The sequence below is a fragment of the Nocardia vinacea genome (genome assembly GCF_035920345.1).
GTDB lineage: Bacteria > Actinomycetota > Actinomycetes > Mycobacteriales > Mycobacteriaceae > Nocardia > Nocardia vinacea_A.
Genome location: NZ_CP109149.1, coordinates 6799096 through 6813612, shown reverse-complemented (window position 1 = coordinate 6813612; position 14517 = coordinate 6799096). Strand labels below are relative to the sequence as shown.

At 65.2% G+C, this 14517-nt stretch carries 13 protein-coding genes; 3 read left to right on the top strand and 10 right to left on the bottom strand.

Annotated features, from left to right (window positions below; all coding sequences use genetic code 11):
- Positions 1 to 84 precede the first annotated feature (84 nt).
- A complete protein-coding gene (gene rfbB / locus OIE68_RS31120) occupies positions 85 to 1092 on the top strand; it encodes a dTDP-glucose 4,6-dehydratase (RefSeq protein ID WP_327094554.1) in 1008 nt (335 codons plus the stop codon).
- A gap of 176 nt (positions 1093 to 1268) precedes the next feature.
- On the opposite strand, the gene OIE68_RS31115 is transcribed toward rfbB, so the two are convergent.
- Positions 1269 to 2849, bottom strand: coding sequence for a DUF2142 domain-containing protein (locus OIE68_RS31115; RefSeq protein ID WP_327094553.1), 1581 nt, complete (start codon positions 2847 to 2849; stop codon positions 1269 to 1271).
- Positions 2846 to 3826 carry a glycosyltransferase gene (locus OIE68_RS31110; protein WP_327094552.1) on the bottom strand — a complete coding sequence of 327 codons (981 nt, stop codon included), beginning with the start codon at positions 3824 to 3826 and terminating at the stop codon, positions 2846 to 2848. Before OIE68_RS31110 ends, OIE68_RS31115 begins: the two co-directional genes overlap by 4 nt.
- A 95-nt stretch (positions 3827 to 3921) precedes the next feature.
- Here OIE68_RS31110 and OIE68_RS31105 point away from each other — a divergent pair, with 95 nt between their 5' ends.
- Positions 3922 to 4458, top strand: a complete 537-nt coding sequence (locus OIE68_RS31105; RefSeq protein ID WP_327094551.1) for a GtrA family protein — start codon at positions 3922 to 3924, stop codon at positions 4456 to 4458.
- Between the two features lie 123 nt (positions 4459 to 4581).
- Positions 4582 to 6477, top strand: a complete 1896-nt coding sequence (locus tag OIE68_RS31100; RefSeq protein WP_327094550.1) for a glycosyltransferase — start codon at positions 4582 to 4584, stop codon at positions 6475 to 6477.
- Positions 6478 to 6578: 101 nt separating this feature from the next.
- Here OIE68_RS31100 and OIE68_RS31095 read toward each other — a convergent pair whose 3' ends face one another.
- The 8 genes from OIE68_RS31095 to OIE68_RS31060 form a co-directional block, all read right to left on the bottom strand.
- Positions 6579 to 7139 (bottom strand): O-acetyl-ADP-ribose deacetylase, encoded by a 561-nt coding sequence (locus OIE68_RS31095; protein ID WP_327101882.1) that lies wholly within the window; start codon positions 7137 to 7139, stop codon positions 6579 to 6581.
- A 349-nt stretch (positions 7140 to 7488) separates the two neighbouring features.
- The gene (locus tag OIE68_RS31090) at positions 7489 to 8340 is read right to left on the bottom strand and encodes an NAD(P)-dependent oxidoreductase (RefSeq protein WP_327094549.1); all 852 of its coding nucleotides are present in this window, start codon (positions 8338 to 8340) and stop codon (positions 7489 to 7491) included.
- A 184-nt stretch (positions 8341 to 8524) separates the two neighbouring features.
- A complete protein-coding gene (locus OIE68_RS31085) occupies positions 8525 to 9229 on the bottom strand; it encodes a hypothetical protein (RefSeq protein WP_327094548.1) in 705 nt (234 codons plus the stop codon).
- 56 nt (positions 9230 to 9285) lie between these two features.
- Complete coding sequence (rsgA, locus tag OIE68_RS31080) at positions 9286 to 10407, bottom strand: ribosome small subunit-dependent GTPase A (RefSeq protein WP_327094547.1); 1122 nt, start codon at positions 10405 to 10407, stop codon at positions 9286 to 9288.
- Positions 10408 to 10609: 202 nt separating this feature from the next.
- Positions 10610 to 11671, bottom strand: a complete 1062-nt coding sequence (locus OIE68_RS31075; protein ID WP_327094546.1) for a glycosyltransferase family 2 protein — start codon at positions 11669 to 11671, stop codon at positions 10610 to 10612.
- A complete protein-coding gene (locus OIE68_RS31070) occupies positions 11668 to 12507 on the bottom strand; it encodes an ABC transporter ATP-binding protein (RefSeq protein WP_327094545.1) in 840 nt (279 codons plus the stop codon). Before OIE68_RS31070 ends, OIE68_RS31075 begins: the two co-directional genes overlap by 4 nt.
- Positions 12508 to 12520: 13 nt before the next feature.
- A complete protein-coding gene (locus OIE68_RS31065) occupies positions 12521 to 13348 on the bottom strand; it encodes an ABC transporter permease (protein ID WP_327101881.1) in 828 nt (275 codons plus the stop codon).
- Positions 13349 to 13725: 377 nt separating this feature from the next.
- Positions 13726 to 14334, bottom strand: coding sequence for a bacterial proteasome activator family protein (locus OIE68_RS31060; RefSeq protein WP_040685905.1), 609 nt, complete (start codon positions 14332 to 14334; stop codon positions 13726 to 13728).
- Positions 14335 to 14517: the final 183 nt, after the last annotated feature.

Here is a 14517-nt window from a genome sequence, read left to right as displayed (position 1 = left end):
GCCCGGATCCGGCGGCAGCGGGCCACGCTGACCCTTTTCGAGTGACCTGCAAGCAGTCACCAGCGGCCGACGTAAGGTCATGGGGTGCGACTGCTCGTAACCGGCGGGGCCGGGTTCATCGGTGCGAATTTCGTCCAACAGACGGTGGCAGGTCGTCCCGACGCCACCGTAACCGTCCTTGACGCTTTGACCTACGCCGGAAATCGGGCGTCGCTCGAGCCGGTGGCCGACCGCATCGACTTCGTGCACGGTGACATCGCCGATCTGGATCTGGTCGACGAGCTCGTCAGCGGTGTCGACGCCGTGGTCCACTTCGCCGCCGAATCGCATAACGACAATTCCCTCGCCGAACCGTGGCCGTTCGTGCAGACCAATATCGTCGGTACCTACTCCCTGCTGCAAGCGGTACGCCGCCACGACGTGCGCTACCACCATGTCTCCACCGACGAGGTCTACGGCGATCTCACCCCGGACGGACCCGCATTCGACGAGGACACCCCCTACAACCCGTCCAGCCCCTACTCGGCCACCAAGGCCTCGAGCGATCTGCTGGTGCGCGCCTGGACCCGCTCGTTCGGCGTTCGCGCGACGATCTCCAACTGCAGCAACAACTATGGGCCGTATCAGCATGTGGAGAAGTTCATCCCGCGCCAGATCACCAACCTGATCGACGGGGTGCGGCCGCGGCTCTATGGCGCCGGCCATCAGGTGCGCGACTGGATCCACGTCGACGATCACAACCGCGCGGTGTGGGACATCCTGGAGCGCGGGCGAATCGGGCAGACCTATCTGATCGGTGCGGACGGTGAACTCGACAACAAGTCCGTGGTGCGGATGATTCTGCAGGCCTTCGACCGCGATCCGGACGATTTCGATCACGTCACCGACCGGGCAGGTCACGATCAGCGCTACGCCATCGATGCGACGCTGCTGCGCACCGAACTCGGTTGGACGCCGAGGTATTCGGATTTTCGTACCGGGCTGGCCGCCACCATCCAGTGGTACCGCGACAACGAGAGCTGGTGGCGTCCGGCCAAAGCCGGCACCGAACGCGCGTACGCCGATGCGGGCGAGCAGACCATCAATGCCTGAACTCCCCCGCCTCCCCGAGCCTCTGGCCGGACATTGGGAGCGCTGAAGTTCAGCCCCCGGGCCGGCGGTCGGTGCGTGCCCGAGTTCTGGGCGTACCCGATGAGTTACCCATGTTCTTCCGAAATCAGTTGTCACCCTGGTCGGCCTGTGGCACGGCCCGAGAGCGCAGGGGTTTGTCAGCCCCAGACGATCGAGTAGTACTTCCAGAGTGCGGCGATCAGGGCCACCAGCGTGGCCGCGATGATCGTGATGGCCGGTCCCTTGGCCGGGGTCCGGCCGCGGACATCGGTGAGCCGCAACGGCATCCAGCGCAGCAGCACCACCAGCGCGAGGATCGCCAGCGGCACGAAGTACCGGCCCTGGACGCCGTCGATGATGTAGTAGTCGACCGGGGTGAACGACATGTACAGCGTCACGTAGATCATCGCGACACTCGCGAGCATCGTCAGTGCGACGATCAGCGTGCGCCGGAAGGTGGCGGTCGCGGTGTTCATCAGATCCGCGATGCCGACGCTGACCGCGAAGGCGAGCAGGCAGGCCACCACCGTCAGGGCGGGGACGTCGATGTAGGCGAAGCCGAGTTCGCCGAAGAACTGGGTGAACCACCGCTGGTCGCGTAGCGCAATGCTCTCGCCGAAGGTGTTCACGAAATTCACGGGGTCGGTGAGGATTCCGTGGAGCTGATCGCTTGGCCGCACCGAATTCCACTGGTGCTGTGGACGCATCAGGCCCATACCGTCGGTGGTCGGTCCCGCGATCTTCATCCAGACCGCGAACGCCAGCGCGCCCAGTCCTGCGAACCCCCATGGGATGAAACGCTTCCAACCGGCTGCGCCGCCGAGGGCGAACCGGTTCGTCGGCACCAGCACCACGAGCATGGCGAGCAGCACGTAGGTCGGCTTGCTGACCGGCAGCAGCAGGGTCGCGCCCAGTAGCGCGGCCGTCTCGGTGCGACCGAGACCATCACCCAGGAACAGTGCTTTGACCAGTAAGGCCGAAACCAGGATGGCCAGCGCGTTGGTCATGGTGTCGGCGGTGACGGTGCCCGCCTGGAAGACCGCGATCGGCAGCACGGCGACGGTGAACGCCAGCCACTGCACCCGGTGCGCGCGCAGGGCCCACAGACCGAATCCGACCAGCGCGAGGTAGGTGGCCAGGCCCGCGAGGCGGGTCAGCAGCATCATCGCGCCGACGTTCAGTCCGAACAGCTCGGCGACCCGAATGCCAATGGCCGCAGGGATATACGGCACCGGCGAGTAAGCGGCGGTATTGGTGAACCAGACCGGCTCCTCGGCCTTCGAAACCGCGGCGCCCTCCATCCGGGCGTAGCTGCCGGGATCGGCCACCATCTGATCCGGCTCTTCCGGATTGGTGCTGTAGTCGTGCAGCGCATAGCCCATCAGCTGGGTGATGCTGATCGGCACGTCGCCGCCATAGGAGATACCGCGATCGTCGTGGATCCGCTGCGGCAGCAGGCCGCCGTGCGCGACCTGGTAGGCGCGGCCGAACTGGGTGATTTCGTCATGGCCCCAGAACGGCGGGGTGATCCAGGCGAACAGTGCGCCGAAGACCGTGACGACGATGGTGAAGGCGACCGTCGCGGCCCCGAAGCGGGCCACGATCCGGCGTCCGAAATCACGTGCCGGATTCGGTCTGCTCGAATCAGGTTCGGCGGCAGCGGATTCGGCTGTCGCGTTGTCCGTGGTCTCGGGTTCCGGATTCGCGGCGGTTGCGGTTCGATCCGCGGAGGTGGTCAACGCTCGGCTCCACCGGTGTGTGTGTCACCGCCATGCGCGTCATCCGCGCCGACGGCGGAGTAGCGCAGGTAGACCAGCCGGGCGGCCTCGTGCCGGGAGCGCCGGATGCCGTCCAGGATCAGGCCGGCAGTCCAGGCCAGGCTGCCGAGCAGCAACAGGGTGAATCCGAGGAACAGCGTCGGGAACCGGGGCACCTCATGGGTGTTGTAGAACTCGACCACGATCGGAATGGTCAGGATGATCGAGACCAGCCAGCTCAGGGTGCCGAACAGCCCGTAGAACGCGACCGGTCGCTCATGTCTGGCCAGGCCGATGATCAGCGCCAGGATCTTGAATCCGTCGTGGTAGGTGCGCAGCTTGCTCTCACTGCCCGCGGGCCGATCGCGGAAGCCGACCGGAACCGCGGTCTGCGGTACCCGCAGATGCAGGGAGTGCACGGTCAGCTCGGTTTCGATCTCGAATTCGCGCGAGACAGCAGGGAAGCTCTTCACGAATCGGCGCGAGAACACCCGGAAGCCGCTGAGCATATCGTCGACGTTCTCGCCGAACACCTTTCCGACCACGCCGTTGAGCACCTTGTTACCGGTCTCGTGGCCGGAGCGGTACGCCGACGCGCCCTGGTCCTGTTTGCGGACGCCGAGCACATGGTCGTACGGACCGTCGAGCAGTGTCTTGATCATCAGCGGCGCGGCCGACGCCTCGTAGGTGTCGTCGCCGTCGATCATCAGATAGATATCGGCCTCGATATCGGCGAAGGCGCGGCGCACCACATTGCCCTTGCCCTTGGTGTATTCGTGGCGCACGATCGCACCGGCGGCGCGGGCCCGCTCGGCGGTCGCGTCGGTGCTGCGGTTGTCGTAGACGTAGACGACGATTCCCGGCACGGCGGCCTGCAGGTCGGCGACGACCTTGGCGACCGAAGCCTCCTCGTTGTGGCATGGCACCACTGCGGCAATTCGGAGCTCGGTGGAGTCCACCCGGTCAATCCTCGATGTCGGCGGTGAATGGGGAACACCGGGAGGGTACAGGGCGGTACCTATTGGTGCTCACTCGGTTCAGGTACCGTCGCCGGGTGTCTTACCCAGAGCAGCCCGTGTCATTCTCCGAACGGTCCGGCTCACCGCAATCGACGCCCGCTGACGAGCCGCTGACCGCGAAGGTGATCGCGGCACTGCGGCGCGGCGGCGCTTTCCTGGTGGTCGGCGCGATCGGTTTCCTCGTGGACGCGGGCACCTACAACCTGCTGGTGTTCTGGGGTGGCGAGGGCGTGCTGTACCACGCACCGCTGCCCGCCAAGATCATCGCGATCGCGGTGGCCACGGTGGTGACCTACTTCGGCAACAAGTGGTGGACCTTCGGGCACAAGAAATCCGATAATCCCGGGCGCGAGTACCTCTTGTATGCCGTATTCAACGTAGTAGCTATCGGCCTGCAACTAGGCTGCCTCGGGTTCTCCCGCTATGCGCTCGATCTGTCTTCACCGCTGTCGGACAACATTTCTGGCACGCTCATCGGCCAGATCGTCGCGGTGGTATTCCGCTACTGGGCCTACGACAAATTCGTATTCGTCGGTTCTTCTGACAGTTCGGCTAATAACAAGCAACCATAAATAGCAGGACCGCTCCGGTTCCTGGACAGGCAGTCGCCGAGCCTGATTGATATCCTCGGCCCGCCGCGAAGGCATCCAGGGGCGTGTCTGTCCCGTCGGCACCAAAACGATTTCGAGGACTTCATGGATCAGTCGGCTACCCAGGCCGTTACCGAGACAAATGACCGACCTTCGACCGCGCCCGCCTCGCTGCGCGTCGATCACCAGGCGCCCGATCGGCTGGTGCTGCAGCGCGGCATCTTCACCGGTCCGTCGGCGAAGGTGAGTGACGAGCTCTACGCCGTCGTCAAGGGTCGCGCCCATCGGGAACGCCTGGAGCTGAGACTGGAGAAGGGCGCGTCCGCGCATACCAACACCTACTTCGGGCGCTTCGCGGCCAGCTACTGGCAGCGCTGGACCACGGTCACCGAGGTGTGGGCGAGCATGGTGCTCGATGTGACCAAGAAGGCCCGCGTCCGGGTGGTCGCCTCCGATATCGCCGGGCACCGCCGGATCATCGAGACCGCCGAGATCACCACCAGCGGCCCGCTGACCCTGACCGCACCGCTGGACCAGTACGTCGACGGTGGCGCGCTGTGGCTCGAATTCGATGCCATCGGCGGCGAACTCGGCATTTCCGCGCAGACCTGGTCCGCCACCGCGCCCGACCATATGCGCCCGGTCGCCATCGCGATCTGCACCTTCAACCGGGCCGCGGACTGCGCCGAGACGGTAGCTGCGCTGGCCTCCGACGCCCCGATTCTCGAGGCCATCGACGCGGTCTATGTGGTCGATCAGGGCACCGATCTGGTGGAGAACCAGGCGCGCTTCCAGGAGACGCTGCCGATCTTCGGTGACAAGCTGCGGTACATCCGGCAGCCGAATCTCGGTGGTGCGGGTGGCTTTACCCGTGGCCTCTACGAGGTGTCCGCGGTCAACGAGCACGCCGACGTCATCCTGATGGACGACGACATCCTCTGCGAACCGGAAACGGTGTTGCGGCTCAACGCCTTCGCCAATATGACCGTGGAACCGACGCTGGTCGGTGCGCAGATGTTGTTCCTGCTCAACCCGGATTACCTGAATGTCGGCGCCGAGGAAGTGCACCTGCACGAACTCAAGCACGGCCAGAAGGTGCCGAAGGCATTGCGCAACACCAGCATGCTGAAGAAGAACCAGGAGCGCCGTGTCGACGCCGGCTACAACGCCTGGTGGACCTGCCTGATCCCGGCCGAGGTGGTCGCCGAGATCGGGCTGCCGGTGCCGATCTTCTTCCAGTGGGACGATGTCGAATACGGCATCCGGGCCCGCGAGCACGGGTTCGTCACGGTGACGCTGCCGAATGCCGCGGTGTGGCACGCGGACTTCTACTGGAAGGACTACGACGACTGGGCGCGCTACTTCAGCACGCGCAACTCGTTGATCGTCGGTTCGCTGCACACCGATCTCGACGGCAAAGCCATTACCCGCCAGCTGTTCCGGAGTCTGGCCGAACATCTGGTCGCCATGCAGTACGGCCTGGTGCACACCACCCTGCAGGGCATCGAGGACTTCCTGCAGGGGCCGAAGGTCCTGCGCGACGGTGGAATCGCCGCACTGGCCGCCGCCCGCACCAGTCGCGCCGACTACACCGAGACCATCAAGCATCCAGCCGCGACTCCGCCGGTGCGTTCGGCCGATATCCAATTGCGCCGGGCCGGTGGCGAACCGAGTCGGGTCACGGCGGTGCTGATCAAGCGGGCCATCTCCCAGTGGACCGGGCGTACCCAGCATGGGCTGATCGGCGTCACCCGCGAGGACGCGCACTGGTGGCACGTTGCGCTGTTCGACCACGTCGTGGTCACCGACGCCTCTCAGTCCGGTGTACGGGTCCGTCAGCGCGATAAGGCGCGCGCTCGCGCCCTGCTCATCCGCACCATCCGGGTCCTGCGCCGCCTGCGTCGTGAACTGCCCAACCTCACCCGGCAGTACCGCGCGGCAATGCCGGAGCTGACCAGCCGCGAGAACTGGGAACGCCTCTACGGCATCAAGCCGAACTGAGGGGCTGACTCCTGACCGCGCGGCGCGCACTGGTTTGCGCGCCGCGCGTTGATTTGCCCGGGCATTTCGCATGCGGCGTGCAAAAGCATGCGCGGCGATGCTCAGCGCAGTGCAGTCTTGAATGCGGTGTAGGCGCGCTCGTCGAAGAGGACGAAGCGGACTTCTTGAACGGACGTTTGTGTGTGACACACCGTTTCGGTAGCGATGCGGGCGCCGTCATCCATCGGCCAGCCGTAGACGCCGGTCGAGATGGCAGGAAAGGCGATTGTTCGCGCGCCCAATTCGTCTGCCACTCGGAGGGATTCGCGGTAGCAGGAGGCGAGGAGGGCGGAGCGGTCTTCGGTCGCGGACCAAACGGGTCCGACGGTGTGGATCACCCATCGGGCCCACATGTTGCCCCCGGTGGTGGCAACCGCCTGACCGGTGGGCAGCCCTTTGCCATAGTGCGACGCGCGCAGATCGCGGCAGGCGCCGAGAATCGCGGGCCCACCAGCGCGATGGATTGCGCCATCGACGCCGCCGCCGCCGAGTAGAGAAGAGTTGGCCGCGTTGACGATCGCGTCGACTCGCTGCTCGGTGATATCACCCCGGTGCAGGATGATTGTGGCGGTACCAGGCGCGCCCGAGATCAGGTGCCGAGCGCGCCCTTCCAGTAGCGGCATCAATGCCTGTCGCCAGGCATCGAGACTTACCATCCCGCTCGACATGCCGCCGTGCGCGTACTCCGATCGGTACACGCTGTCGGGTGCGTCTTTCGAGTCGAGACGCAAGCCGACGACCTGCTCGAAGGTGTTGTGCAGCAGTGCGATCACCTCGGCCGATGTCGGAGGTGGGCCGAGAGTCTCGAGCCGGCTCCGCAATTCTTGCCACACGTAGGGATCTCCGCGTAGTCCCCACCCTTCGGGCTCTGGTTCGAACAGTGCGGCCAAGGTCGGGGTGTCGGTCACGATCTCGACGGTAGCGGGCAGGCGGATCGAAGGTGGCCGGATAAGCCACCTTCGAGCGCGACGGTTAGAGGAACAGGTCGGTGGTCAGTTCGGCGTCGCCGGGGATGACGCGGTACTTGTCCAGGTCGGTGATGCCGTGTGCGCCGAGGACTTCGTCATCGAGGAAGAAGTTGCCGCTGGTCTCCTTCGACGGTGAGGTGAGCACCAGGTAGGCGGCGTCGGCGTAGATATCGGGGGTGCGGGAGGTGGCGATCATTTCCTCGCCGCCGAGTAGATTCTTGACCGCGGCGGTGGCGATGGTTGTGCGCGGCCACAGCGAGTTGACGGCGATACCGTCGCCCTTGAGCTCCTCGGCCAAACCCAGTGTGGTGAGCGACATTCCGTACTTGGCGATGGTGTAGCCGAGCGCCATGCCCGCCCACTTCGGGTCCAGGTTGAGCGGCGGGGACAGGGTCAGGATGTGCGGGTTGCGGCCCGCTGCGGCCGATTCGCGCAGCGCGGGAATGCTGAGCTTGGAGAGCAGGAAGCTGCCGCGGCAGTTGATGTCCTGCATCAGGTCGTACTTCTTCATGGAGATGGCGTCGGTGGGGGACAGGTCGATCGCCGAGGCATTGTTGACGACGATGTCGATGCCGCCGAACCGCTCGACAGTCTGGCGCACGGCCTCGGCGACCGACTCATCGATGCGCACATCGCCGACGAACGGCAGTACGGTTCCGCCTGCCGCCTCGAGCTCTGCGGCCGCGGTATGGATGGTGCCGGGCAGCTTCGGATGCGGCTGGTCGGTCTTCGCGATCAGGGTGATATTGGCGCCGTCGGCGGCGGCTCGCTTGGCGATCTCCAGACCTATGCCACGGCTGCCGCCCGACATGATCATCGTCCTGCCTGCGAGCGGCTTCGATCCCGGTTCCGTCATGACCTGCTCCTGTCGTCCAGGCCGCGGGTGGGTGCGCCCGCGGCCGTGCCGACCCGTTCGAGCGACCGGCGAGCAGTCGCCGACGGGTGTTGTGCACGTCAAGGGTAACTCAGGTCCTTATGCAACCAGTTGCATAGGATGGTCGAAGAAAGGGCGCCGGAGCCCCGACGCCCTTTCGACGCTGTCAGATGCTGGATGCGCCAGCGATCAACACGATGTTCAACAGGATCATCAATGCCACGATGCCCCAGCTGATGTAGATGAAGATGGCGCCGGGCGTCTTCTGCGGAACCGGGCCGATCGCACCGTTGAGGAAGATGACCGCGGGCGGCTTGTAGTAGAACCGTGCGCCCTGACCTTCCTGAATCGCGGCCGTCGCATTCGCCGGGCCCATATCGAACAGCCAGGGCGTGGTCACCTTCACGTGGTACTGCCCCGGGCCGATCGGAATATGGTTCTGACCCCACCGCGTATTCGGCACCCGCTGACCGTTGATCAGGATCTTCGGCTTGGTGATCGCCAACAAGAAGGCGAACCACTCATAGGAGGCCTCGACGGTGATGCCCGGCGGGGCCGGTGCCTGCTGCGGAACCGGCTGCCCGTAGGGCGCCTGGCCGTACGGTTGCTGCCCATAGGGCTGAGCAGGCTGGCCGTACGGCTGCGGCGGTACGGGCTGGCCGTACTGCGGCTGCGGAATATGTGGCTGACTGCCGTACGGCGGTTGCGGCACCTGCGGTTGGCTGATCGGTGGCTGCCCCGCGGGCGGCGCGTATTGCGGTGGCGCACCGTAGGGATTCGGCGCGCCCTGCGGCGCCGGCTGACCATATGCGGGCTGTCCGGGCCATTGCCCGGGCTGGCCCTGAGGCGGATACCCGCCGGGGTAACTCATCTGCACCCTCCCGTTTAGCGATTTGTGCGTGCCGACCCTACCGTGCTTCCACCGAATCAGCGTCGCGAGCTTCTCTCCTGGTAGAACTGCCGCTGCTGCTTGCGGATATCGCGCCACGCCTTCTCGCGTTCCGCTTGTAGCCGCTTATCCGATCGCGCTGCCATCCAGGCGTTTTCCCGTTCGAGTTTGCGGTAGCTGTCGAAGCGCCGCTGGGTTAGCGCGCCGCTGTCGATGGCTTCCTGTACAGCACAGCCGGGTTCGCCGTTGTGCGCGCAGTCGTCGAATCGGCAGTGCGCCGCGATGGATTCGATATCACTGAAGGTTTTCTCGATGCCTTCCGCGGCATCCCAGAGTCCGATGCCGCGCAGTCCGGGCGTATCGATCAGCGTGCCGCCGCCGGGCAGCGGCCGCAGCTCCCGATGCACGGTGGTGTGCCTGCCCTTCTTGTCCACCGCGCGAACGGCGTTGGTGGCGAAGACTTCCTGGCCGAGCAGGGCATTGGCGAGCGTCGATTTCCCGACGCCGGACGGACCGATCAGCGCGACGGTGCCGTCGAGCATTGCGGTGAGCACATCGAGTCCGGATCCGGTATCCGCACTGACCGCGATGGCAACCGCACCGGGCGCGACGGCCTGCACTTCGTCGAGCGGAATATCCAGCGCCGCATCCGCTTTGGTGAGCACCACGATCGGCTGTGCGCTGCTCTCCCAGGCCAGCGCGAGCATGCGCTCGATCCGCCCGAGGTCGATATCGCCGTCGGCCGCACTGCAGATCAGCACGGTATCGACATTCGCGGCGAGCACCTGGCCCTGTGCGCGCCGGTCGGCGGCCGAGCGCATGATCGCGCCGCGGCGCGGCAGCAGTTGTCGCACATTCAGTTCGGCATCGATGCTCACCCAGTCGCCGGTGCAGAGTCCGCTGATCTCGGAGTCGGCACCCCGCCTGAGCGGGTCAGGCCGGGAGGAGGCAGCTTGGGTAACCGCGGACGGCCCCCGCTCAGGCCAAAACAAACGCGCGCAACGGGCGCGCGTGAGTCCGGTCGGTGTCGCGACATCGCATTCGCTGCGATCCATGCGAATCACCCGCGCGGGGACGCACCCATCGTCGATGAGCGAGTCGTATTCGTTGGCAACGGCTTCGGTCCAGCCGTAAGGGACGAGGAGGTCGTGGTCGACCATGATGGAAGGAATCCTTCGTCGGGCGCCGAGCCCGAACCGGACTCAGCGAGAGGTATCTGAGGCGGAAATTCGTGCGACAGCGTGCATTTGCACAGCTGATCCGGGCACGACAATCCGAACGGTCCGTGTCACGATCTCCACCTCCTCACTCTCGTCTCGACGTTGCTCGCCCACTTTGGCATGGCGCGCAGACCCGCGCAATCTATTTTTCGTCGGTGGGCTTCTGGTCCGGGGTCGGCTTGCCGAACTGCTCGTTGCGGCCCAGGCTGCGCAGGTGGAACCATTCGCGCAGACCGGCCGGATCGCGGCGGGTGACGAGGAAGAACCAGGAGAAGCGGATCCATTCCTGGGGCAGCAGTTTGCGCATACCGGGCTGGGACATCAGGTAGCCGCGGTTGCGGTAGGTGAAGTAGCGCTTGACCGGGTCGTCCGGGTATTGGGTGTGCATGCGGCCGCCGAGGATCGGCTTGAATTCGGCGGCGCCGTTGGGATGCAGGTAGGCCGTCTGTAGACAGGTGCCGAACGGCAGACCGGAGCGAACCAGCCTGCGATGCACCTCGACCTCGTCGCCGCGCACGAATAGCCGCAGGTCCGGAACGCCGATCAGATCCACTGCCTTGGCGGAGATCAGCGCGCCGTTGAAGAGCGAAGCGATGCCGGGCAGGAAGTCTTCGTCGCCTAGCTCGGAACGTAGCCGCCGCCAGACCACACCGCGGCGCAGCGGGAAGGCGAGACGGTCCGGTTCAGCGACATCGCAGACCACCGGCGACACCTCGACCAGACCGTGTCGGCCCGCGCAATCCAGCAGGGTGGCAAGGACTTCCGAGCCGTCGGGGCGGCCGTCGTCGTCGGCCAGCCACACCCAGTCCGCGCCGAGGGTCAGCGCGTGCAGCATGCCGAGCGCGAAACCGCCCGCGCCGCCGAGATTGTGCGCCGAGCCGAGGTAGGTGGCCTCGACCGGCTGCTGGGCGACCAGCTCCGCGACCTCGGGTTCATTGGCGTTGTCGACCACGATCAGGTGGTCCACCGGGCGGGTCTGGGAGACAAGGACTTTCAGTGATTCGGCGAGCAGTTCGCGGCGTTTATGGGTGACGACTACGGCGACGATCTTGGCGCCGGGGCCGGTACCGGCTGGGGTACGGGCGGCTTCGATTTGTGCGGGTGAGGGGTCCTCGGAGTCGTCGTCCAGGGAAGCTGGCACGGAGTCGATCAGGGCCTCGCGCCCTGCGTCGATCGGGGCGTTCTGCCCGGTCGGCTCACTCATGCCTGATTCCGCTCCAATTCTCGCTCGGTTCCCATTTTCCGTTCCGCTTCCATTTCACGCAGCACGGTGGCGACGTGATTGCCCGCGTCCGGGCCCTCATAGGCACGCACCACTTCTTCGATACCGCCGCGCAAACGGATCTGCCCGTGGTCGACCCACATGGCGGTATCGCAGAGCTGGGCGAGAAATTCGTTGGAATGGCTGGCGAACACCAGGATGCCCGAGCGGGCCACCAGTGATTGCAACCGGATCCGAGCCTTCTTCATGAATTCGGCGTCCACCGCGCCGATGCCCTCGTCGAGCAGCAGGATCTCCGGATCGATGGAGGTCACCACGCCCATTGCCAGGCGCACCCGCATACCGGTGGAATAGGTGCGCAGCGGCATCGACAGATATTCGCCGAGTTCGGTGAATTCGGCGATCTCATCGATCTTCGACATCATCTGCTTGCGCGTCTGTCCGAGGAAAAGCCCACGGATGATGATGTTCTCGTAGCCGGAGATCTCCGGATCCATACCGACGCCGAGGTCGAATACCGGCGCCACCCGGCCGCGGATGCGGGCACTGCCGCGCGAGGGTTCGTAGATTCCCGAAAGCAGTCGCAGCAGTGTCGATTTACCCGCGCCGTTATGTCCGACCAGGCCGACCCGGTCGCCCTCTTTCAGCGAAAGGGTGATGTCGCGCAGCGCCTCGACCACCACCACATCGGACTGATTGCGGCCGATCGCACCGCCGGCCTTACCGAGGAATGCCTTTTTCAGCGATCGCGATTTGGCGTCGAAGATCGGGAACTCGACCCACGCCTGGCGGGTTTCGATACTCACATGGTCGGTCATCGGGCCCGATCTCCTATACCCAGTACGGCACGCGCGAACGGTACTGCTTCATGGCGAAGATCGCCACGATCCAGCCGACGACGGTGATGGCGCCGACGATCACCCAGTGATACAGATGCTGATCATCACCGAGCAGCGGCGCGCGGACGATCTCCAGGTAATGGAAGGTCGGCACGATTTCGGCCAGCTTCGCGCGCTCGCTCACCTGACCACCCTGTTCTTCCAGGCTTTTCGTATTCCACATGACGGGCGTGAGCACGAACAACATCAGCGTGAGGCTGCCGAGGATCGGCGCGATATCGCGGTAGCGGGTGCTGAAGATGCCGAAGACGATCGAGACCCACATCGAGTTGAGGAACAACAGCCCGAGCGCGGGGATCGCGAAAATGGCGGTCCAGTGCAGTTTTTCCCAGACGCCGAATGCGACCAGCACCACCAGATAAATCAGCATGTTGTGCGCGAAGAACAGCAACTGCCGCCACACCAGGCGATAGACGTGCACGCTGAGCGCCGATGGCAGCTGTTTGATCAGTCCCTCATTGGCGATGAAGACATCCGAACCCTCGAGGATGCTGGCCTGGATCACATTCCAGACGATGATGCCGATGGCCACATACGGCAGGTACGACTTGATCGACTGGCCGAGCAGCGCCGAGTACAGAATGCCGATCGCGGCGGCCTGCACACCGGTCGCGATGGTGATCCAGAACGGGCCAAGCACCGAGCGTCGATAGCGCTGTTTGATGTCCTGCCAGCCGAGCGACAGCCAGAGCTCGCGCTGCGTGAAGCCGCCGCGGAAGTCTTTGAACGCGCGCCCGAAGGTTTGCGAGTCCGAGACGATCGCGCTCGCCGGCGCGACGGCCTCGTCCGACGCGGGCGTTTCCGCGTCGAAGCTCACCGGATGCTCCGGCGCGGTGTTCTCTTCAGGAGGCACGGAGGTCTCATCGGAACTCTCGTCGGTACGCGCTTGGCTGGTATCTGAACGCACTGAACCCTCTTCAGGACGGTCCGAGCTCTCATCGGGACGCGCCGTATTCACATCGGAGACCGAGTCGGGGCGGGCGGCAGCGGACGGCACGGTGCTCGACACTACCCTCGCAATTTCCCGCGGCGTGAGTGGCGGGGCCCGGAGGCGGTAGCGGAGCGTAACCACGTAGGGCCCCGCGATCGCCGCAAATCAGACACCGCCGACCCGGCCGGCACTCGACTCGGATCTACTCAGAGATATTGTCCGGAGCCGCCGATCGGCGAGTTCGACTGGCCCCCGCGCGGGTCGGTCGCGTGGATGCCGGGCGGCAGCGCACCCTGACGCATCTGTTCCAGCTGCGCGCGCGCCGCCATCTGCTGGGCGAACAGCGCCGTCTGGATGCCGTGGAAAAGACCTTCCAACCAGCCGACGAGCTGGGCCTGAGCGATGCGGAGTTCGGCATCGGTGGGCACCGCGTCATCGGTGAATGGAAGCGTCAGCCGCTCCAGTTCCTCGCGCAATTCCGGTGCCAGACCCTGTTCGAGTTCGCGCACCGAGGATTTGTGGATCTCGCGCAGCCGGGTCCGGCTGGCATCGTCCAGCGGAGCCGCGCGGACCTCCTCCAGCAATTGTTTGATCATGGTCCCGATGCGCATGACCTTCGCGGGCTGCTCGACCATATCGGCGAGCGATTCTTCGGCGTCGTCCCTATTGTCCGCATTGTCGGATTTCTCATCGCCGTCGGTAACGACCTGCGCGGTGAAGGGCGTGTCCGATCCGGACTCCACGGGAATAGCCAGCGGCCTGCCGTCGGGTCCGATCACGACAATGGATTCGGGTGCTCCATCCGATTGCGTCATGGTCCCCATCATGTCGCGTCCGCCGCGAACGCGCTAAGTCGGTCTCCTTCGATCAGGTCGCCGGGTCGGTGCAGCGGCGCGGAGGTGGCGTCTATTCTGTTCGGGTCGTGTGGTTCGGATTTGTTGAAAGTCGGTTGCCATGCTGAGTCCCAGTTCACTGCACCCTCGTCCGCCGGTGAGAGG